Annotated in this window: 18 protein-coding genes and 1 tRNA gene; 7 read left to right on the top strand and 12 right to left on the bottom strand. The window is 65.3% G+C overall.

What is annotated here, in order from left to right; all coding sequences use genetic code 11:
• Positions 1-54 precede the first annotated feature (54 nt).
• The 8 genes from rpoB to secE form a co-directional block, all read right to left on the bottom strand.
• The gene (gene rpoB / locus HL671_RS06175; protein ID WP_012045052.1) at positions 55-4,173 is read right to left on the bottom strand and encodes a DNA-directed RNA polymerase subunit beta; all 4,119 of its coding nucleotides are present in this window, start codon (positions 4,171-4,173) and stop codon (positions 55-57) included.
• A 544-nt stretch (positions 4,174-4,717) separates the two neighbouring features.
• Positions 4,718-5,095, bottom strand: a complete 378-nt coding sequence (gene rplL / locus HL671_RS06170) for a 50S ribosomal protein L7/L12 (protein ID WP_012045053.1) — start codon at positions 5,093-5,095, stop codon at positions 4,718-4,720.
• Positions 5,096-5,155: 60 nt separating this feature from the next.
• Positions 5,156-5,674, bottom strand: coding sequence for a 50S ribosomal protein L10 (gene rplJ / locus HL671_RS06165; RefSeq protein WP_008963452.1), 519 nt, complete (start codon positions 5,672-5,674; stop codon positions 5,156-5,158).
• 659 nt (positions 5,675-6,333) lie between these two features.
• Complete coding sequence (locus tag HL671_RS06160) at positions 6,334-7,287, bottom strand: 2-hydroxyacid dehydrogenase (protein WP_172235896.1); 954 nt, start codon at positions 7,285-7,287, stop codon at positions 6,334-6,336.
• A gap of 77 nt (positions 7,288-7,364) precedes the next feature.
• Positions 7,365-8,057: a 50S ribosomal protein L1 gene (gene rplA, locus HL671_RS06155; protein ID WP_012045055.1), complete on the bottom strand. Its 693-nt coding sequence runs from the start codon at positions 8,055-8,057 to the stop codon at positions 7,365-7,367.
• Between the two features lie 5 nt (positions 8,058-8,062).
• A complete protein-coding gene (rplK, locus tag HL671_RS06150) occupies positions 8,063-8,491 on the bottom strand; it encodes a 50S ribosomal protein L11 (protein ID WP_012045056.1) in 429 nt (142 codons plus the stop codon).
• A gap of 394 nt (positions 8,492-8,885) precedes the next feature.
• Entirely contained in the window at positions 8,886-9,443 is a 558-nt protein-coding gene (nusG, locus tag HL671_RS06145; RefSeq protein ID WP_012045057.1) for a transcription termination/antitermination protein NusG, read from the bottom strand.
• Positions 9,443-9,634 (bottom strand): preprotein translocase subunit SecE, encoded by a 192-nt coding sequence (gene secE, locus HL671_RS06140; protein ID WP_041750849.1) that lies wholly within the window; start codon positions 9,632-9,634, stop codon positions 9,443-9,445. Before secE ends, nusG begins: the two co-directional genes overlap by 1 nt.
• A 419-nt stretch (positions 9,635-10,053) precedes the next feature.
• Here secE and HL671_RS06135 point away from each other — a divergent pair, with 419 nt between their 5' ends.
• Positions 10,054-11,304, top strand: coding sequence for an ABC transporter substrate-binding protein (locus tag HL671_RS06135; protein ID WP_172235895.1), 1,251 nt, complete (start codon positions 10,054-10,056; stop codon positions 11,302-11,304).
• A 66-nt stretch (positions 11,305-11,370) separates the two neighbouring features.
• Here HL671_RS06135 and HL671_RS06130 read toward each other — a convergent pair whose 3' ends face one another.
• Positions 11,371-11,874: a MarR family winged helix-turn-helix transcriptional regulator gene (locus HL671_RS06130; protein WP_012045060.1), complete on the bottom strand. Its 504-nt coding sequence runs from the start codon at positions 11,872-11,874 to the stop codon at positions 11,371-11,373.
• A gap of 497 nt (positions 11,875-12,371) precedes the next feature.
• On the opposite strand from HL671_RS06130, the gene HL671_RS06125 reads away from it, so the two are divergent.
• The 4 genes from HL671_RS06125 (at position 12,372) to HL671_RS06110 (ending at position 17,041) form a co-directional block, all read left to right on the top strand.
• Positions 12,372-13,163 (top strand): crotonase/enoyl-CoA hydratase family protein, encoded by a 792-nt coding sequence (locus HL671_RS06125; RefSeq protein ID WP_012045061.1) that lies wholly within the window; start codon positions 12,372-12,374, stop codon positions 13,161-13,163.
• A gap of 42 nt (positions 13,164-13,205) precedes the next feature.
• Positions 13,206-15,362: an acetate--CoA ligase family protein gene (locus tag HL671_RS06120; protein WP_172235894.1), complete on the top strand. Its 2,157-nt coding sequence runs from the start codon at positions 13,206-13,208 to the stop codon at positions 15,360-15,362.
• A gap of 101 nt (positions 15,363-15,463) precedes the next feature.
• On the top strand, positions 15,464-16,651 hold the full coding sequence (locus tag HL671_RS06115; protein WP_172235893.1) for a thiolase domain-containing protein: 1,188 nt from the start codon (positions 15,464-15,466) through the stop codon (positions 16,649-16,651).
• Positions 16,652-16,654: 3 nt separating this feature from the next.
• Positions 16,655-17,041 carry a Zn-ribbon domain-containing OB-fold protein gene (locus tag HL671_RS06110; protein WP_012045064.1) on the top strand — a complete coding sequence of 129 codons (387 nt, stop codon included), beginning with the start codon at positions 16,655-16,657 and terminating at the stop codon, positions 17,039-17,041.
• Between the two features lie 98 nt (positions 17,042-17,139).
• On the opposite strand, the gene HL671_RS06105 is transcribed toward HL671_RS06110, so the two are convergent.
• Positions 17,140-17,215: transfer RNA gene (locus tag HL671_RS06105), tRNA-Trp, on the bottom strand.
• A 150-nt stretch (positions 17,216-17,365) separates the two neighbouring features.
• Between HL671_RS06105 and HL671_RS06100 the strand changes: the two genes are divergently transcribed.
• Entirely contained in the window at positions 17,366-18,601 is a 1,236-nt protein-coding gene (locus tag HL671_RS06100) for a serine hydrolase domain-containing protein (RefSeq protein ID WP_172235892.1), read from the top strand.
• A gap of 230 nt (positions 18,602-18,831) precedes the next feature.
• Here the strand turns inward: HL671_RS06100 and HL671_RS06095 are convergent, their stop codons facing one another.
• Positions 18,832-19,599 carry an SDR family NAD(P)-dependent oxidoreductase gene (locus HL671_RS06095; protein ID WP_012045066.1) on the bottom strand — a complete coding sequence of 256 codons (768 nt, stop codon included), beginning with the start codon at positions 19,597-19,599 and terminating at the stop codon, positions 18,832-18,834.
• Between the two features lie 160 nt (positions 19,600-19,759).
• Positions 19,760-20,467, bottom strand: a complete 708-nt coding sequence (locus HL671_RS06090) for a histidine phosphatase family protein (RefSeq protein ID WP_172235891.1) — start codon at positions 20,465-20,467, stop codon at positions 19,760-19,762.
• 144 nt (positions 20,468-20,611) lie between these two features.
• On the opposite strand from HL671_RS06090, the gene HL671_RS06085 reads away from it, so the two are divergent.
• Positions 20,612-21,397: an SDR family NAD(P)-dependent oxidoreductase gene (locus HL671_RS06085; RefSeq protein WP_012045068.1), complete on the top strand. Its 786-nt coding sequence runs from the start codon at positions 20,612-20,614 to the stop codon at positions 21,395-21,397.
• Positions 21,398-21,460 lie beyond the last annotated feature (63 nt).

Here is a 21,460-nt window from a genome sequence, read left to right as displayed (position 1 = left end):
GGACAAGGGCGCCGGCACCCGGCCGTCAAAGACGGCCAGGCCGGATCTCTTGAACTACTCGGCGGCTTCCGACGTCGGCGCCGGTCCGAGCTTGGAGTTGTGCAGGTCGACGTTCAGGCCGAGCGAGCGCATTTCCTTGACCAGCACGTTGAACGATTCCGGAATACCGGCCTCGAACGTGTCGTCGCCGCGCACGATCGCCTCATAGACCTTGGTGCGGCCGGCGACGTCGTCCGACTTCACCGTCAGCATCTCCTGCAGCGTGTAGGCCGCGCCATAGGCTTCGAGCGCCCACACCTCCATTTCGCCGAAGCGCTGGCCGCCGAACTGGGCCTTGCCGCCCAGCGGCTGCTGGGTGACCAGCGAGTACGGGCCGATCGAACGCGCATGGATCTTGTCGTCGACCAGATGGTGCAGCTTGAGCATATAGATGTAGCCCACCGTGACCTTGCGATCGAACGGATCGCCGGTGCGGCCGTCATAGACGGTCGACTGGCCGGACGCGTCCATGCCGGCGAGCTTCAGCATCTCCTCGATGTCGGCCTCCTTGGCACCGTCGAACACCGGGGTGGCGATCGGCACGCCGCGGCTCAGATTGTGACCGAGCTCGAGCAGCTCATTGTCGTTGAGCGACTTGATGGTCTCGTCCTCGCCGTAGATCCGCTTCAGGGTTTCCTTCAGCGGCTTGACGTCCTGCTTCGACAGATAGGCATCGACCGTCTGGGCGATGCGCTTACCCAGGCCGGCGCAGGCCCAGCCGAGATGCGTCTCGAGGATCTGACCGACATTCATGCGCGAGGGCACGCCCAGCGGGTTCAGCACGATGTCCGCATGGGTGCCGTCCTCGAGGAACGGCATGTCCTCGATCGGAACGATCTTGGACACGACGCCCTTGTTGCCGTGACGGCCGGCCATCTTGTCGCCCGGCTGGATCTTGCGCTTCACGGCGACGAAGACCTTGACCATCTTCATCACGCCCGGCGGCAGCTCGTCGCCGCGCTGCAGCTTCTCGACCTTGTCGAGGAAGCGCTGTTCAAGTCCCTTCTTCGACTCGTCGTACTGCTTCCGCATGGCCTCGATCTCGGCCATCAGCTTGTCGTTCGCCGAGGCGAACAGCCACCATTGCGACTTCGGATACTCGTCGAGCACCGCGCGGGTGATCTTGGTGTCCTTCTTGAAGCCCTTCGGACCGGAGATGCCCTGGCGGCCGTCCAGCATGTCGGCAAGACGGCTGTAGACGTTGCGGTCCAGGATCGCCTGCTCGTCGTCGCGGTCCTTCGCCAGACGCTCGATCTCTTCCCGCTCGATCGCCAGCGCACGCTCGTCCTTGTCGACGCCGTGGCGGTTGAACACGCGGACCTCGACGATCGTGCCCTGCACGCCCGGCGGCACCCGCAGCGAGGTGTCACGCACGTCCGAGGCTTTCTCGCCGAAGATGGCGCGGAGCAGCTTCTCTTCCGGCGTCATCGGGCTCTCGCCCTTCGGCGTGATCTTGCCGACCAGGATGTCGCCGGCGCGCACTTCCGCGCCGATATAGACGATGCCGGCTTCGTCGAGGTTCTTCAGCGCCTCTTCCGACACGTTCGGAATGTCGCGCGTGATTTCCTCCGGCCCCAGCTTGGTGTCGCGGGCCATCACCTCGAACTCCTCGATATGGATCGAGGTGAAGACGTCCTCCTTCACGATCCGCTCGGAGAGCAGGATCGAGTCTTCGAAGTTGTAGCCGTTCCACGGCATGAACGCGACCAGCACGTTGCGGCCGAGCGCGAGCTCGCCGAGATCGGTCGACGGACCGTCGGCGATGATGTCGCCCTTCTTGACGATGTCGCCGACCTTCACCAGCGGACGCTGGTTGATGCAGGTCGACTGGTTGGAGCGCTGGAACTTCATCAGCCGGTAGATGTCGACGCCCGACTTGGTCGGATCGAGATCCTCGGTGGCGCGGATGACGACGCGGGTGGCGTCGATCTGGTCGACCACGCCCGAGCGGCGCGCCGCGATCGCAGCACCCGAGTCACGCGCGACGACGCCCTCCATGCCGGTGCCGACGAACGGCGCCTCGGCGCGAACCAGCGGCACCGCCTGGCGCTGCATGTTCGAGCCCATCAGCGCGCGGTTGGCGTCGTCGTTCTCCAGGAACGGGATCAGCGCTGCGGCGACCGAAACCAGCTGCTTCGGCGACACGTCCATGTAGTCGACCTTGTCCGGCGTCATCGGCACGACTTCGCCGGCATGACGGCAGACCACGAGGTCCTCGGTGAAGCGGCCCTTGGCATCGAGCGGCACGTTGGCCTGCGCGACGCGATAACGCCCCTCCTCCATGGCCGACAGATAGACCACCTCGTCGGTGACCCGGCCGTCCCTGACCTTGCGGTACGGCGTCTCGACGAAGCCATACTTGTTGACGCGCGCAAACGTCGCGAGCGAGTTGATCAGGCCGATGTTCGGACCTTCCGGCGTCTCGATCGGGCAGATGCGGCCGTAATGCGTCGGATGCACGTCGCGCACCTCGAAGCCGGCGCGCTCGCGGGTCAGACCGCCCGGTCCGAGCGCCGACAGGCGGCGCTTGTGGGTGATCTCCGACAGCGGGTTGGTCTGGTCCATGAACTGCGACAGCTGCGACGAGCCGAAGAACTCGCGCACCGCGGCCGCGGCCGGCTTGGCGTTGATCAGGTCCTGCGGCATCACGGTGTCGATGTCGACGCTCGACATGCGCTCCTTGATGGCGCGCTCCATGCGGAGCAGACCGATGCGGTACTGGTTCTCCATCAGCTCGCCGACCGAGCGGACGCGGCGGTTGCCGAGATGGTCGATGTCGTCGATCTCGCCCTTGCCGTCGCGCAGGTCGACCAGGGTCTTGATGACCGCGAGGATGTCCTCCTTGCGCAGGGTGCGCTGGGTGTCCGGCGCATCGAGCTCGAGACGCATGTTCATCTTGACGCGGCCGACCGCGGAGAGGTCGTAGCGCTCGGCATCGAAGAACAGCGACTGGAACATCGCCTGCGCGGAATCCAGCGTCGGCGGCTCGCCCGGACGCATCACGCGGTAGATGTCGAACAGCGCGTCCTCACGCGTCATGTTCTTGTCGGCCGACAGCGTGTTGCGGATGTAGGGGCCGACATTGACGTGGTCGATGTCGAGCAGCGGCAGATCCTTGTAGCCCTGCTCGTTCAGCACCTTGAACAGCTTGTCGGTGATCTCCTCGCCGGCCTCGGCGTAGATCTCGCCGGTCTTCGGGTTGACGAGATCCTCGGCGATGTAATTGCCGAGCAGCTCCTCGTCCGACATGCGCAGCGCCTTCAGCCCCTTCTCCTGGAGCTGGCGCGCGGTGCGGACGGTGAGCTTCTTGCCGGCCTCGAGCACGACCTTGCCGGTGTCGGCATCGATCAGATCGTTGACCGTCGAATAGCCGCGGAAACGGTTGGCGTCGAACGGAACGCGCCAGCCTTCCTTGATGCGCTTGTAGATCAGCTTCTTGTAGAAGGTCGACAGGATCTGCTCGCCATCCAGGCCGAGCGCGAACATCAGCGACGTCACCGGGATCTTGCGGCGACGGTCGATGCGCGCGAACACGATGTCCTTGGCATCGAACTCGATGTCGAGCCAGGAGCCGCGATAGGGGATGACGCGGGCGGCGAACAGCAGCTTGCCCGACGAATGGGTCTTGCCCTTGTCGTGGTCGAAGAACACGCCCGGCGAGCGATGCATCTGCGAGACGATGACGCGCTCGGTGCCGTTGACGATGAAGGTGCCGTTCATGGTCATGAGCGGAATATCGCCCATGTACACGTCCTGCTCCTTGATGTCCTTGACCGACTTGGCGCCGGTCTCCTCGTCGATATCGAACACGATGAGGCGCAGCGTCACCTTGAGCGGCGCGGCAAAGGTCATGCCGCGCTGGCGGCACTCGTCCACGTCATATTTCGGCGGCTCGAACTCGTAGCGGACGAATTCCAGCATCGAGGTGCCCGAGAAATCGGAGATCGGGAACACCGAGCGGAACACCGCCTGCAATCCCTCATCCGGCCGCCCACCCGTGGGTTCGTCGACCATCAGGAACTGGTCGTAGGACGCCTTCTGAACCTCGATGAGGTTCGGCATTTCCGCGACTTCCTTGATGTGTCCAAAGAACTTGCGAACGCGTTTGCGACCGGTGAATGTCTGCTGCGCCATCGTGGCCTCTCATTTCGTCGCCCGGAGGGGCGAACCTTCCGAAACAGCGGCTGCCGCCGCCCTTCCGGGTTGAATTTCGATCCATTTCGAGGATCTGAGCCCAGGGCCCGGAACGGAAACGTCCCAGATCTGTTCTTCAGACCAGCAAAACGCAAAACGACGCGCGAGGCGCGAGGACGCACCCGCTCGTCACAACCATCTCGTCACGGACTGCAAAAGCCCGAAATTGCCTATCTCCCAACGGCTTACGACGGAGACGCCACTCCACCGCTAAAACCGGCTTTTCGTGCTGCCGACCCAATATGGGTTGACAATAGCCGAGATTCGAGAACGAAGCCCCCAAATCTCTACACTTTTCCGTGTACGGCCCACAGCGGACGATTCCGTTGCACGCCTCTTGCAGTGATTCCGGCCGATCCCGACACCCCCGCAAATATCTTGGCCTTCAAGGTAACCGGGCGATGTTACCGCCCGGTCACCAAAATCGTCCGGAGAGCCCCGCCTCTGCCAGCAGATGACGGGACGCTCCACAGGCGATCGCCGATTACTTGAGCTCGACCTTGGCGCCAGCCTTCTCGAGCTGACCCTTGATCTTCTCGGCCTCGTCCTTGTTGACGCCTTCCTTGACCGGCTTCGGCGCACCCTCGACGAGGTCCTTGGCTTCCTTCAGGCCCAGGCCGGTGATGGCGCGAACTTCCTTGATGACCTCGATCTTCTTGTCGCCGGCCGAAGCCAGGACAACGGTGAACTCGGTCTTCTCTTCCGCCGGAGCGGCAGCGGCGCCACCAGCGCCCGGAGCGGCGACGGCCACGGCAGCCGCGGCGGACACGCCCCACTTCTCTTCCAGGAGCTTGGCGAGCTCAGCGGCCTCGAGAACGGTGAGGGCCGAGAGGTCGTCGACGATCTTCTGCAGGTCAGCCATTGATGTAGTTCCTTGATTTGGTTCGGTTCGAAACCAGGTTGTGAGTGTTTGCGAAGGGCGTCAGGCCGCTTCGCCCTTTGAGGCATGAGCCTGAATGACGCGCGCGACCTTGGCCGCGGGAGCGTTGGCGAGCTGGGCCAGCTTGGTCGCCGGGGCCTGGATCAGGCCGACGAGCTTGCCGCGCAGTTCGTCCAGCGACGGCAGCGAGGCCAGAGCCTTCACGCTGTCGACATTCAGGACGGTTGAGCCCATCGAGCCGCCGAGGATGACGAACTTTTCGTTCGCCTTGGCGAATTCGATGGCAACCTTGGGCGCCGCGACAGGATCGTTCGAAGTTGCGATCACGGTCGGCCCCTTCAACAGGGGACCGATGCCGACGACGTCCGTGCCTTCAAGAGCAATTTTGGCGAGACGGTTCTTCGAGACCTTCACCGACGCGCCAGCCTGCTTCATCTGCTTGCGCAGGTTCTGCATCTGGGCCACGGTGAGGCCGGAATAGTGAGCGACGACGGCAACGCCCGTGGTCTTGAAGACCTCGTGCAGCTGCTCGACCGCCTCTTTCTTTGCCGCTCGTTCCACAGCAAGCTCTCTCCGGTTGGCGGCCTTCGCCCAAGACCTTAGCCCAAGGGCGGGACCGCCGGGTTGCACCCGCCGCCCCACCACACCTGACCTCCGGACGGATAACCCCGAGGACACGCAAGGCAAGACGGCGACGATTAGCCTGCCCTTCCGAAAGCCTAGGCAAAGCCCATGAGCTCGCGGAGTGTCGAGGTTCGAACCAAACCTGCATGCCACCGCGATCCGCAGTGAACATGCCGAAATCCGGTCTTCACCCGTCTATGCAGGCCATACGATTAAGCCATTGAGGAAATTGCATTTCCGCGCTGGCGCCTGCAGTCTCGGACAGGATCGGGGTGATCGGCGGACCGACCTCCCCTGCGGCATTTCGAGAGCAGAAGATCCGTCTTCCTTCCGAGTCATCCTGACGGATATCCTCAAAAGGAATTCTGGCCCTCTCCAAGTCTTTCGGAATGCACGCACAGGCGCGCCAGCAACAGCCGGCCCGCCTGGAAGACGGTTCTTTAACGGGTCGATGGCGACTTGCCAAGACCCTGGGAGCAAATTTCGCACCAGTTTCGTGGGTTCACAGGGGACTCGGCCCTGCCCCAGCCCTCAGATGCGATCGCGACTGCCCCGCGCCCCGTTGATCGCCCGGGGCAGGACTTGACCCGGCCCACTTACGACTTCACCTGATATGGCAGCTTCTCGCCGGCGAAAAACGCCGCAAGATTAGCGACGACGCAGGCCTGCATCGCAACATGCGCCTCGCGGGTGTTGCCGCCAATATGAGGTGTCACCACCAGGTTCGGCTGCGCGGTCAGTTCATCCGGCACATGAGGTTCGGCCTCGAACACGTCCAGGCCGGCCCCCGCGATACTGCCGTCCTTGAGCGCCGACAGCAGCGCGGCCTGGTCGATGACCGAGCCGCGCGAGATGTTGACGACATGACCGTCCGGACCGAGCTTCTTCAGAAGGTCGGCGTTGACCGCATGGGTGGTTTCGGCGCCAGCGCGGACCGCGATCATCAGCACGGTGCACCATTCCGCGAGCGCATCGAGGCTTTGGAAATATCGGTACGGCAGGTCATCGTAGCGGGTGCGGCTGAAATAGCCGATGTCGGTCTCGAACGCGGCGACACGGGCGGCGATCTTGCGGCCGATCGCGCCCATGCCATAGACGCCGACCTTACAGCCGCCGAGGCTCGGCGGCGGCTTCATCAGCGGCGACGGCTTGGCCTCAGCCCAACTGCCGTCGCGGACATAGCGATCGGCGACCACCAGCCGCCGCGTGGTCGCCAGCATCAGCATGACCGCGACGTCGGCGACCGCCGCAGCATTGGCGCCCGGGCTGTGGCCGACTGCGATGTTGCGGGCAGCCGCGGCCTTGAGATCGACCCCGTCATAGCCGGTGCCGTAGCAGACGATGGCCCCCAACGACGGCAACCGGTCCATGTCGGCCGCCCCGAGCGGCGTGCCACCAGCCGTGATCAGCGCCCGGATCTGCGCCATCTCTTCAGCCGGAAACACCTCGTGCGCAGGTCGGCCGCCGCTGTCGAGCAGGTCGAAGCGGTCGGCGAAGCGCTGGGTCATTGACTTCGGCAGGCGGGAATAGATCAGGACCTTGTCGGGCATGTCGTTGGGTACCACCAAATGCGAAGGGCGGGACCGATGAACGATCCCGCCCTGCTTATCTGCCAGTGTCCGTCGGCTTACGCCAGCACGGTGCCCGGCTCGACCTTGACGCCCGGGCCCATCGTCGACGACACGGCGACGCGCTGGACATAGGTGCCCTTGGCGCCTGCCGGCTTGGCCTTCACGACCGCGTCCGCCAGCGCCTTGATGTTCTCGACCAGCTTGTCCTCGGCGAACGAGGCCTTGCCGACGCCGGCCTGGATGATGCCGGCCTTCTCGACGCGGAACTCGACCGAACCGCCCTTGGCCCCCTTGACGGCGCCGGCGACGTCCATGGTCACGGTACCGATCTTCGGGTTCGGCATCATGCCGCGCGGACCGAGCACCTTACCGAGACGGCCGACCAGCGGCATCATATCGGGGGTGGCGATGCAGCGGTCGAAATCGATATTGCCGTTCTGCACCTTCTCGACCAGGTCCTCAGCGCCGACCACGTCGGCACCAGCGGCCTTGGCTTCCTCGGCCTTCGCGCCGCGGGCGAACACGCCGACGCGGAGCGTACGGCCGGTGCCGTTCGGCAGCATCACGACGCCACGGACCATCTGGTCGGCGTGACGCGGATCGACGCCGAGATTGATCGCGACCTCGATGGTCTCGTCGAACTTCGACACCGCGCGCTCTTTGATCATCTTGATCGCGTCAGCAAGCGGATACAGCTTGGTGCGGTCGATGCCCTCGCGGGCCTTCTTCAAACGCTTTCCGATCGCCATGGCGCTTACCCCGCAACTTCCAGACCCATCGAGCGGGCAGAGCCCTCGACCATCTTCATGGCCGACTCGATCGAGTCGCAATTCAGGTCCTTCATCTTCTTCTCGGCGATCTCGCGCACCTGCGCCTTGGTCACCTTGCCGGCCTTGTCGCGACCCGGGGCCTTGGAGCCCGACTGGATCTTTGCAGCCTGCTTGAGGAAGTAGGACATCGGAGGGGTCTTCATCTCGAAGGTGAAGGACCGGTCCGCATAAATGGTGATGACCACCGGGATCGGGGTGTTCTTCTCTTCCTTCTGGGTCTGGGCGTTGAACGCCTTGCAGAACTCCATGATGTTGAGACCGCGCTGACCCAGCGCGGGGCCGATCGGCGGCGACGGGTTGGCCGCGCCGGCCGGAACCTGAAGCTTCAGGTAACCGGTTACTTTCTTTGCCATTATGACTCTCCAACGCGTTCGCGATTCTGCCTGATGCGAACGCACCGCCGCCGGGCGACAAAACCCGAAAGCGAGGTTTGGGACCGTGGTCCGGCGCGCTGGATCCAGCTGGCAAAGCCGGTCACGCCTCCCACGAACGAAATCGCCCCCCATTCGGGGAGCGAAGCGCGCCCGATACACGAGATCGGACGAAAAGGAAAGGGTTGAGGGCTGAACATCCTCTTCCCGTCATTTGAGGCGCCCGCAAGGGCGAGCCCGGAATCCATAGCCACGGAGCGTGGTTCGAGGCACGCCGGAGGTGGCACTTCGCCGTCCAATCCCCGCCTTGGGGTATGGGTTCCGGGCTCAGCCCTTCGGGCTGCCCCGGAATGACGGCGAGAGCTGATGGCCGGCGTCAGCCGACGATCTTCTCGACCTGGTTGAATTCGAGCTCGACCGGGGTGGCGCGGCCGAAGATCGACACGGCGACCTTGACCCGCGAGCGGGCCTCGTCGATTTCCTCGACCACGCCGGAGAACGAGGCGAACGGGCCATCGGCGACGCGCACATTCTCGCCGATCTCGAACGACACCGAGGATTTCGGCCGCTCCACGCCTTCCTGCATCTGATTCAGGATGCGCATCGCCTCGCTCTCGGAGATCGGCATCGGCTTGTTCTCGGCGCCGAGGAAGCCGGTCACCTTGGGCGTGTTCTTGATCAGGTGAAACGCCTCGTCGGTCAGCTTCATCTTCACCAGCACATAGCCGGGGAAGAACTTGCGCTCGGCGTCGATCTTGCGGCCGCGGCGCACTTCGGTGACCTTCTCGAGCGGCACCAGGACCTGCTCGAACAGGTCCTCGAGGTTGCGCTGCTTGGCCTGCTCGCGGATCGACTCGGCGACCTTCTTCTCGAAGTTCGAATAGGCGTGGACGATGTACCAGCGCTTGTCGGACGAATGCGTTGCGGTTGCCATCAGTGAATGCCCAGCACGAGGGTGATGAGGTAGCGGATGATCTGATCGGCGGCGAAGAAGAAGATCGAAGCCAGCGCCACCATCACGAACACCATGATCGTGGTGATCGTGACCTCGCGGCGGCTCGGCCAGGTGACCTTGGCGGTCTCCGAGCGCACTTCCTGCAGAAATTTGAACGGGCTGATAGCCATCGTCAGGGGTCCGCGTCCGTCATCAGACGATTGAAGAGTTTACAGGGAAAACCGAACAGCCGTCCTTAGCCCACCCTCTTGTCGGAGAGATGAGCCGATACACGGGCTCGCTTGTTCGGGGAGTGAAAAAGCCGCGCCGGATATCCGCGTTCCACGGGCCGGCTGCAGGTGCACAACATCTACTGTCGGACCGGCCAAAGGTCAAGATATGGGCAGCCCCGGCCTGCACATCCCCTCCATGGCAGGCCCCGTCTGTCCCGCCTCACGCCGGTTTTTCGTGTCGTGGGGCGCCATTTCCGCAGGGCGGCAGGTTGAGCAGGTGCCGCGACGAAATGCCCGTGGCGGAGCAGTTCCGGCTCTTGCCGGACCTGCGCCACCCGCTCATGCTCATCGGCACAAGAATAATCAGGAGGAAACAAATGACCTTTGCCCCGCGCAAGGGACGGACGCATCTTGCCGCCGTCAGTCTTGCTGGTCTCAGCCTCGCCGCTCTCAGCCTTGCCGCGCTCGCCCTCACCGCCGCCCCTGCCCGCGCCCAGGCGCCCCTCAAGATCGGCGTCCTCAGCGACTTCTCATCGGTCTATTCGGACATCGGCGGCCAAGGCAATCTGGAGGCGACCAAGCTCGCCGTCGAGGAGTTCGGCGGCACCATGTTCGGCAAGCCGATCGAGGTGATCAGCGCCGATCCGCAGAACAAGGCCGACATCGCCGCCTCGATCGCGCGCAAATGGTATGAGAACGAAGGCGTCGACATGATCATCGACATGCCGACCTCGGCGACGGCGCTCGCCGGCATGGAGATGTCGAAACAGTTCGAGAAGCTGATGATCGTGACGGACGCCGCAAGCTCCGACATCACCGGCAAGTCGTGCTCGCCCTATACCGTGCACTGGACCTACGACACCTACGGCAACGCGCATACGGTCGGCAGCGCCATCGTCAAGAATGGCGGCACCAGCTGGTTCTTCATCACCGCCGACTATCTGTTCGGCCATTCGATCGAGCGCGACACCGGCGACGTCGTGCGCGCGGCCGGCGGCACCGTGGTCGGCAGCGCCCGCCATCCGCTCAACAACCAGGACTTCTCGTCCTTCCTGCTGCAGGCGCAGGCCTCCAAGGCCAAGATCATCGGCATGGCCAATGGCGGCGGCGACACCATCAACACCATCAAGCAGGCGGCCGAGTTCGGCATCGTCGCCGGCGGCCAGAACCTCGCCGGCATCGTGATGTTCATCTCCGACATCCACAGCCTCGGCCTGAAGCTGGCGCAGGGCCTGATCATCACCGAGGCCTATTACTGGGATCTGAACGACCGCACCCGCGCCTTCGGCAAGAAGTTCTTCGACAAGATGAAGCGGATGCCGACCATGAACCAGGCGGCGACCTACAGCGCCACCCTGCACTATCTCAACGCCGTCAAGGCCGCCGGCATCCGCGACACCAAGCCGGTGCTCGCCAAGATGCGCGAGACCCCGGTGCGCGACGCCTTCACCGACAACGGCGTGCTGCGCGAGGACGGCCGCATGGTGCATTCGATGTTCCTGTTCGAGGTCAAGAAGCCGGAGGAATCGAAAGGCCCGTGGGACTATTACAAGGTGCTGGCCGAGGTCCCCGGCGACCAGGCGTTCCGGCCGCTGAAGGACGGCAACTGTCCGTATGTGAAGAACTAGGTTTGACGTGAAGAATGAGGTTGGCGTGGCCGGCTGCACCCGTTGCGGGCCGGCCATATCACCGCGCTAAGGTCCCTGGTCTTCCGCTTTGCCCGCCGCAAGCTCTGGCGCGGATGGCGGGACCGCGGACACCGCGACCTTCTCCAGCAATGAGATCAACAGGGCGCGCTCCTGTGCCGTCAAGCGCTCGGCAATGCGTGCCTCGTACTGCCGAGTCTTTTCGTGCATGTCGCGCAGTTCGCGTCGTCCCTGCTCGGTGAGCGCCAGCGAGTAGCTGCGGCGGTCTCCCGGGATCGCGCGACGCTCCACCAGGCCGAGCCCCTCAAGACTGTCGATCACCTTCACCATGCTCGGGCGGGTGACGCGAAGCTGCTCGGCCAGCGCCGACTGGTTGATGCCCGGCTGCGCGCCGATGATGGACAGAGCCGTCATCCGTGCCGGTGAAATCGCGTCCGGGCCAAGGGTGGCAAACAGCACCTCGTAGGTGCGCACCTGTGCGCGCTTGATGGCATAGCCGAGGGAGTCCTGCCGCAGGTCCAATTCCGCAGGCCCAGCACCGCCGTCGGACATCTCGGCCCGCCCGATCGCTTGGAGCGAGCGACGTGCCCCTCGTTCCGTTTGCACAGCATGCGCTGCGTCCTTGGCTCGTTTCGATTCCACTAAGGCGACTCCGACTCCGGGGCTTGACGTATAAATTTACCGGCATTAATGTTTACCAGGTAAACAGTAATCCAAGCTAACGGTATGGTTGTGTCCATGATGGTGGTCAGGACCGCGTCGAAACTAGCGCCCGACTGCCAGCTTTTGGCAAGCCGCGCTGCTTTGGCTGGCTTGCGCGTGGCTGTCAGCTGGTCGCTGATGCCGGGCACCTGTGCAGCGGATCGGCGTCAGGACGCCGCTTGCTTCGGGGCGAGCGGCAGGAAATGCCGGACTTATCCGCCTCCTGTCTGATCCCCAGCCTGAACCCGAAGACAGTCCGCGCATGGCGCGCGTTCGATCCGCTTGGCGGTGAGCGATCCATTTGCCGTGGCCGCAATCAGGCCATGCCCCAACCGGAGAAGCCAGCCTTGAACGTACCGACTCCCGACGAGACCCGCTTGGTGACCCTCGATATCGATGGTCCCGTTGCCACCATCGTGCTCAACCGGCCCGAGAAGCGCAATGCTCTCAGCCTGAGTGTGATCGAGCGTCTGCGCGCTTGCTTTGCCGAACTGCCCGCCAGTGTGCGCGTGGCCATTGTTGCCGGAGCTGGTCCGCATTTCAGCGCCGGCCTCGACCTGTCGGAATTGTCGGATGCCGATACGGCCGACGGCCTGCAACATTCGTTCGCCTGGTACGAGGTGTTCTCGAAGATCCAATTCGGTCGGGTGCCGGTGATCGGCGTGCTGCAAGGCGCGGTCGTTGGCGGCGGGTTGGAGCTGGCGTCCTGTCTGCATGTGCGCATTGCCGAGGAAAGCGCCTATTTCGCACTCCCTGAGGGCCAGCGCGGCATCTTCCTCGGCGGCGGCGGCTCGGTTCGCGTCAGCAAGCTGATCGGCTTCTCGCGGGTCACCGAGATGATGCTCACGGGCCATGTGGTCGATGCGCGTGAAGGCCACGCGATCGGCTTGGCGCACTACGTGGTGCCCCCCGGCGAAGGCATGCGCAAGGCGCGCGAGCTGGCCGAACGCATCGCCGCCAACGCCCCGCTGTCCAATTTCGCCATCCTCAACGCGCTGCCGCTGATTGCCGAGCAGCCGATGTCGCACGGCCTGATGACCGAGGCCTTGATGGCAACGGTGACCCAGAGTGCGCCCGAGGCGAAGGAACGCGTCAACGCCTTCCTGAACAAGCGGGCCGCCAAGGTTGGTCCAGCCTGACCCTATCAAACACCAAAACACAAGACCCGGGAGGATTTCGATATGACGCCACACACCCAAGATCCTGCCGCACCCGGTGTTTCCCCGCGCCCAAGCCTCGCCGCGATCTTCCGGCCCACATCGGTGGCCATCATCGGCATGTCCGCCAAGCCCGGCTCCGCCGGCCAGGTGGTGCTGGGCAACCTGCTGCAAGGCGGCTACACCGGCGCGATTCATCTCGTCGGCCGCAGCGGCGGCGAGATCATGGGCTATCCGGTGCTCACCGAGGTGTCGGAGCTCCCGGAGGGCGTGGACTTGGCCATCCTGATGCTGCCGGCCGATGCTGTCCTGGCCGGCATCGAGGCCTGCGTCGCGCGCCGGGTCCGCGGCGCGATCTGTTTCGCCTCGGGCTTCGCTGAGATGGGCGAACAGGGTCGGGAGCAGCAGCGCCGCATCGGTGACGTGGCGCGCGACGGTGGCCTTGCTTTGTTGGGGCCGAACACCGTCGGCTATTTCAACTATGTCGACGCCTTCCACGTCTTCATGGTCGAGCAGAATCTGCCACCAAGGCTGGATCCCGCCGCCGGCCCCGCGGTGGCGGTGGTCGCGCAAAGCGGCGGCATCGGCGCTCATCTCGCAACATCCCTGCGCATGCGCGGCGTGCCGCTGTCATACATGATGACCACCGGCAATGAGGCCCAGCTGGGTCTTGCCGAGATGATCGACTTCTTCGTCGACGACGCACACACCGGATCCATCGTGGTCTATGCCGAGCAGATCCGCAGTGCGCCGGACTTTCTGGCCGCGACCCGGCGTGCACGGACGACGGGCAAGCCGGTGGTGCTGCTGCATCCGGGCCGCAGCGAGCGTTCGCAGGCCGCGGCGCAGTCTCATACGGGCGCGCTGGCCGGCAATCATGCGGCCATGCAGCTTATGCTCGATCACGTCGGCGTGGTGACGGTCGACAGTCTGGAAGAGGCCATCGACCTCGGCCAATTGCTGCTACGTTATCCGCATGCACCGACCGGCGGTCTCGGCCTGGTCACCGCCTCCGGCGCGCTGTGCGGGATCACGCAGGACTATGTGGAGCCGCTCGCCCTGGACCTGCCCGCGCTATCGGCCCAGCAGGCCGAGCAGCTGCGCGAACACCTGCCGGTGTACACCCCGCCGCGCAACCCCCTCGACCTCGGCACCTTGGTCGCCTGGAAGCCCGAGCTGATCTCGCTCGGCATCAGCGCGCTGCTGGCCGACGCCCAGCTGGGCAGCCTGCTGGTGTCGCTGCCCATGCCTGGAGACGACACCGCTGTGGTCTGGCTGCGGCAATACCTGGAAGGCATCGAAGGCAGCAGCAAGCCTTCCATCCTCGTGATGCAGAACGAGGACGATCCATTGCCGCCGGCCTTCATCGAGGAGGCGCGGCAACGCCGTGCGATCGTGATGCGCTCACCCGAGCGCGCGCTGCGGGCGCTGGCCCGCGTCACGCGATTCGGGCGTTGGCGCGCCGCCGCAGGCGGAGCCGATGCCGTGAAGCCTGCACGCATCGAAGGTCCGCTGGGCCTGGGCCGCGGCACGCAGGCCGAATGGGTCGGCAAGCAGTTGCTCGCCCGCCTTGGCGTGCGAGTTCCGGCCGGCGCGCTGGCCACCAGCCCCGACGATGCGGCGCGCATCGCCGCCGACATCGGCTATCCGGTCGCGCTCAAGGCGCAGGCGGCCACACTGGCGCATAAGAGCGAGGTCGGTGGCGTGTTGCTGAACATCGCCGACGAAACGGCGTTGCGTGCAGCCTGGCAGCGGCTGCATGACAACGTCGCGCGCGCCCAACCCGGCCTGGTGCTCGATGGCGCACTGGTCGAGAAGATGGGCGAGCGGGGCCTGGAGCTGGTCGTCGGCGCAAGCCGCGACGCGCAATGGGGCCCGATCCTGATGGTCGGTCTCGGCGGCATCTGGGTCGAAGCGCTGGGCGACGTGCAGTTGCTCGCGCCCGACCTGCCGCGCGCGGCGATCATCGAACGGCTGCGCCGTCTGAAGGCCGCCAAGCTGCTCGACGGCTTCCGCGGCGCGCCCCCCATCGATCTCGATGCTGTCGCCGACGTGATCGCGCTGCTCGGCCAGCTCATGCTGCAATATCCCGAGGTGACGGAAGTCGACATCAACCCGCTGGTCGCCTACGGCCGCGGACAGGGCGTGGTCGCGTTGGACGCGCTGATCGTCACGCAGTGAATGCTTCCGGAGGACTCCGATGCCCCATCACAGCATGGCTCTGAGCAGGACGCCGCTCCAGCCCCAGACGCAGCGCCGCCAGCGGACGCAGGGCTGACCCCATGTCACTCAAGGGACAGGCCTACATCGTCGGCGCCTATGAACACCCCACGCGCCACGCCGTGGACAAATCACTTGGGCAGCTGCACGCCGAGGTCGCGGCAGGCGCGCTGGCCGATGCCGGGCTGTCGTGGCAGGACGTCGACGGCTATTTCTGCGCCGGCGATGTGCCCGGCTGGGATGCCCAAGGTGCCGGTCCGCTGTCGATGGTCGAGTATCTCGGGCTCAGGCTGCGACACCTGGACACGACGGAGAGCTGGGGATCGGCCTACCTCAATCATGTGGCGCACGCCGTGCAGGCGATCGCTGCCGGCAAGTGCCGCGTCGCGCTGATCACCCAGGCCGGACGCCCGCGCGCCGAGAAGGTCTCGCCCGAGGCGAGCCACCGCCAACAGGCGCAGACGGCGGCCGAGGCCCAGTTCGAGGCGCCTTACGGTCCGGTCGTCACCAATGTCTACGGCATGTGCGCGATGCGCCACATGCACCAGCACGGCACCACCGCGGAGCAACTGGCCTGGATCAAGGTCGCCGCCTCGCATCACGCGCAGCACAATCCCCACGCCATGCTGCGCAAGGTCGTGTCCGTGCAGGACGTGCTGGACTCGCCGATCGTCGCCACACCGCTGCACCGGCTGGATTGCTGCGTGATCAGCGACGGCGGAGGCGCGCTGGTGGTGGTGCATCCCGAGATAGCGCGCAGCCTGACGCGCCCGTTGGTCACGCCGATCGGGACAGGCTTCGCGGTCAAGCATCTGAATGGCGGCTACTTCGACATCCTGGCTTCCGGCGCGGTCCAGACAGGCCGCGAAGCCTTCGCCCAGGCCGGCGTCAGCCCGAGCGACATTCAGTACGCCTCGCTGTACGACAGCTTCACCATCACGGTGCTTGTGCAACTTGAGAATCTCGGCTTCTGCGCGGCTGGTGAAGGCGGCCGCTTCGTGGCCGATGGCGGCCTGATCAGCGGCGTGGGTCGGCTGCCGGTCAACACCGACGGTGGCGGCCTGTGCAGCAACCACCCGGGCAATCGCGGCGGAATGACCAAGGTCATCGAGGCCGTTCGCCAGTTGCGTGGCGAAGCCCACCCTGCCGTGCAGGTGCGCGACTGCCGCTTGGCGCTGGCGCATGGCACGGGCGGCCAACTCGGCGCGCGGCACGGCAGCGCCACCCTGATCCTGGAACGAGAGGCCTAGAGCATGGACACTCGCATCCCGCCATCGCCACAGGTCTGGCCCGAGACGGCGGAATACTGGGCCGCCGCCAATGAGGGCCGCCTGCTGCTGCGCCGCTGCTGCGACACCGGCCGCGCCTATCATTATCCTCGCCTGCACAGTCCCTTCACCGGCAGCTTCAACACCGAGTGGTTCGAGGCCAGCGGCACCGGCACGTTGTACGCGTTCAGCGTGTTGCCGCGGGCTCAGCCGCCCTACTGCATCGCCTATGTCGAGCTGGCCGAGGGGCCGATCATGCTGACCAACATCCTGACCGACGATTTCGACAGCCTGCGCATAGGACAGCCGGTGCGGGTGCAGTTCGTGCCAAGCGCCGACGGCCAGCGCGTGCCGATGTTCGTGCCCTGCTGAGCCAGGCTCAACCCGACGCGGTCACGCTGGCTTGCGCGAATGGCTGGCGAGCGCCAGACCATGCGGGACCAAATGTTTCAGGATATCAGAGACTTAGCTGGCAGGAGTGGAGAGGCTCGAACTCCCAACCCCCGGTTTTGGAGACCGGTGCTCTACCAATTGAGCTACACTCCTAGCGAGCCGGGACTGCGTCGCCGGTTCGGGCGCTTTCAAGCATAGACCTCCCCTCCAATGCAAGGGTGCAATGGGACAAATCGACTGGTCAGACCACAACTTCCGCGCCAGACTTGATGCAAAGCGACAACATTGCCCCAGGGAGAGCCCATGACCCCGTCCACCGCCGCCCCCAGCGTGCCCTTTTCCGCGCTGCGCTCCCTGAGCCCCCCGCTGCCCGATGATCGGCCGGAGGCTCTCGGTCTCTCGACCGCGCGGCTGCAGCGGGCCTCGGATGCCTTCAAGCGCGAGGTCGACAAGGGAACCCTCCCCGGCGCCACCCTGTTGGTCGGCCGGCGCGGCCGGATCGGCTGGTTCGACGCCATCGGCCGCCAGGCGCCGGACTCGGACATACCGATGCGGCCGGATTCGATCTTCCGTATCTTCTCGATGACCAAGCCGATCGTTTCACTGGGGATCATGATGCTGGTCGAGGACGGCGAGTTGTTGCTGTCCGATCCCGTCGCCAAGTTCATCCCGGAATTCGCCGACCAGAAGGTCGGCATCGACAAGGCCGGCAAGCTCGAGCTGGTGCCGGTCGCCCAGCCGATGACGGTACAGGACCTGCTGCGCCACACCTCGGGCCTGGCCTATGAGCACACGGGCTCCTCGCCGGTGCACCAGCTCTACCAGCAATCGCGGGTGCGCAGCCGCAAGATCAGCAATGCCGAGCACGCTTCGATCGTCGGCGGTCTGCCGCTGATCTGCCAGCCGGGCGCCGAGTTCAACTACAGCCGCTCGACCGACATTCTCGGACGGATCATCGAGGTCGTCGCGGGCCAGTCACTCGGGGCGTTCCTGTCGGCGCGCATCCTGTCGCCGCTCGGCATGAACGAGACCGGCTTCTTCACGAGCGAGGCCAATGCCGGCCGGCTCGCCGAGCCGTTCGCCAAGGATCCCTGGACCGGCGAGGCGGTCAATGTGTTCAAGATGACCGAGCAGCCGGTGATGGAATCCGGCGGCGGCGGCCTGGTCGCAACCACCATGGACTATGCCCGCTTCTGCGCGATGCTGCTCAACAAGGGCAGCCTCGATGGGACAAGGCTGGTCGGCCGCAAGACCCTGGAGCTGATGGCCTCCGACCATCTCGGTCCCGACGTGAAGACGGTCGGTACCCTGCTGTCGCCCGGTCACGGCTTCGGCCTCGGCTTCGCCGTCCGCCGCGAGGCCGGCATCGCCCCCTTCCCCGGCTCGCCCGGCACCTTCTTCTGGAGCGGCATCGCCGGCACGTTCTTCTGGATCGATCCGAAAGAGGAGCTGTTCTGCGTCTTCATGGCCCAGGCGCCAGGGCAGCGGGACTATCTGCGCACGCTGGTGCGCGACGTGGTGTACGCGGCGGTGGAGTGAAGGCGGCGGCCCCCTCGCTGTTCCGGTACACGCAGGACCATCGTCTGCCGTGGTGGCGCGACGACCACAGCTGTCGTCCCGGCGAACGCCGGGACCCATAACCACCGCCGGGAATGTGACAGGCAACTGGCAGTGACGTCCCTCGACAGATCACGCGGGTTGGGTCCCGGCGTTCGCCGGGACGACGTTGGTGGGTGTAGCCGCACCGCCGGCCACACCCACGGCTTGCCTCAACTGATCGTCGCGCCGCCGTCGATCACCATGGTCTGGCCGGTCATGAAATTGCCGGCCGCCGAGCCGAGGAATACCGCGGCGCCGGCGATCTCGTCGGGGATGCCGATGCGCAAGAGCGGCGACCGGGCGGTCGAGGCCTTCAGGGTCTCCGGATTGTCCCACAGCGCCTTCGCAAAGTCGGTCTTGATCAGGCCGGGCGCGATGCAATTCACGCGCACATTGTGCGGGCCGTATTCGCAGGCGAGATTGCGCGCCAGCTGCATGTCGGCAGCCTTGGAGATCGCGTAGGCGCCGAGGATGGTCGAGCCCTTCAGGCCGCCGATCGACGAGACGATGATGATCGAGCCGTCCTTGCGCGCGATCATCTGCGGCACGACCATGCTGATGAGCCAGTTGTTGGCGACGATGTTGTTATCGAGAATCTTGCGGAACTGATCGTCGGAGATGCCGGCGAGCGGGCCGTAATACGGGTTGGACGCGGCGTTGCAGACCAGCACGTCGATCTGGCCGTAGATGCGGTTGGCCTCGTCGACGAGATTCTGCAAATTCTCCTTGCTGGAGATGTTGGCGGCGACCGCGGCCGCCGTGCCGGCGCCGAAGCGCTCGTTGATCTCCTTGGCGACGGCCTCGCAGACATCGGCCTTGCGCGAGGAGATCACCACCTTGGCGCCGTGCTCGGCCATGCGCTCGGCAATCGCGAGCCCGATGCCGCGGGTGGATCCGGTGATGACGGCGACCTTGCCGGTCATGTCGAACAGGGTCATGGGAAGTTCCTCCTGGTTATTAGCGGTTGTTCAAAGAGCGTCACACCGTCGGCACGACTTGTTGACGATGCCAGTGACCGCGCCCTCTCCCCTTGTGGGAGAGGGTGCACTGCCCGTGTGGCGAGCGAGGTCCGTGAATGACGCGTGTAGCACCGTCCCCTCACGCCAGCTTGCTCGTCATCACTTCCGGCCCGGCCGGCTGGTGCATCGCACGGTGCGCGGCATCCGCGATCCAGGGCTGCTGATTGACCATCGGCAGGCGCCATAGGCTGGTCTCGCCGCTCGCGATATGATCGAGCCGGGTCACCGAGCAATTGTCGATGTCGAAGGCCAGGCCCTTCTCGACGAGGCCGCCGAGCGCCAATCCCACCGCTGCCTTGATGGTGCCGCCATGGCCAACGGCGATGATGTCGCGGCCGGCCTCGGACACCGTGATGCGCACAATCGCGGCGGTGACGCGGGTGTACAGATCCATGTAGCTCTCGCCGCCCGGCGCCGGCTCATCGATGGCGGCGAACCAATGGCTGCCCACGGGACGACTGGCCAGGAACGCGGCGCGATTCATGCCCTGCCATTGCCCGAGATGCTGCTCGGCAAAGGCGGCCTCCCGGATCATCGTCGCGGGGCGCGGGAAACCCGCCTGCCAGATCGCCTCGGCGGTCTGGTGCGTGCGCATCAGGTTGCTCGCATACCAGACCGCGCTGCGCGGCAGGATCTTGGCCACCGCTGCGAACACCTCGCGATCGGACGTGTCGCAGGCGATGTCGGACTGACCGTAGATGTTGCCGCCGTCGCTGCGCACCGGCGCGTGGCGCACCCACCACCAGCGCGTGGTGACCACAGCAGGCTTGCTTCCATCACCCGTCATCGCTCACCCTTCCCTCTGCTGGCCTCTCGCTGTACGTGAAGGCCCAGATCGTCTCAAGCCGCATCGCGATCTCAGCGCGTTTGAAACGGCGTTTGAATTCCGTTGCGCGGCACGCAACTGATCAACAACGAAGCAGGAGGAAACATGGGCCGTCTTGAGGGAAAATCCGTCATCATCACCGGCGCCGGCAGTGGCATCGGCCGCGCCGCATCGCTGCTGTTCACACGCGAAGGCGCGCGGCTCATCGCGGTCGATCGCAGCGAGGCCGTCAAGGAGACGGTCGAGCTCGTCAAGCAGCAGGGCGGCATCGCCGAAGCCGTGCTCGCCGACGCCGGCTCCGAGGCCGACGTCTCCGGCTTCATCGATCGCGCGGTCGCGACCTTCGGCAAGCTCGACGTGATCTGGGCCAATGCAGGCATCTCCGGCGGGCTCAAGCCGATCGCCGAGCAGACGGTCGAGCATTGGCAGGAGATCCTGCGCATCAATTTGATCGGCCCGTTCCTGGCGGTGAAATACGCGATGCCGCACATGGTGCGCCAGCAGCGCGGCGCCATCGTCTGCACGGCCTCGGTCGCTGGTTTGAAGTCCGGTGCCTCGGGCCATCCCTACGCGGCGAGCAAGGCCGGCGTCATCAGCCTGGTGCAGACCACGGCCTATTCGCTGTCCGGCACCGGCGTGCGCATCAACGCGGTCTGTCCGGGGCTGATCGAGACCGGCATGACCAAGCCGATCTTCGACGGCGCCAAGGAGCGCGGCACCGAGGGCAAGATCGGCCAGCTCAATCCGCTGAAGCGCGCCGGCCAGCCGCACGAGATCGCCGCCATGGGCCTGTTCCTCGCCAGCGATGAAGCCTCCTACGTCAACGGCCAGGCCTTCCCGGTCGACGGCGGCCTGACCGCGTCGATGCCGTATGCGGGCAAGCCGATCTAGCCGACCGCCACGAGGAACGCCCCCGTAGATGGGGTAACGGGCCGACCACCCGAGCGGCACGCT

It is taken from the genome of Bradyrhizobium denitrificans, assembly GCF_013179005.1.
GTDB lineage: Bacteria > Pseudomonadota > Alphaproteobacteria > Rhizobiales > Xanthobacteraceae > Bradyrhizobium > Bradyrhizobium denitrificans.
The sequence above is the reverse complement of the archived record's forward strand: the minus strand, read 5'-3'. Positions and strand labels throughout refer to the sequence as shown.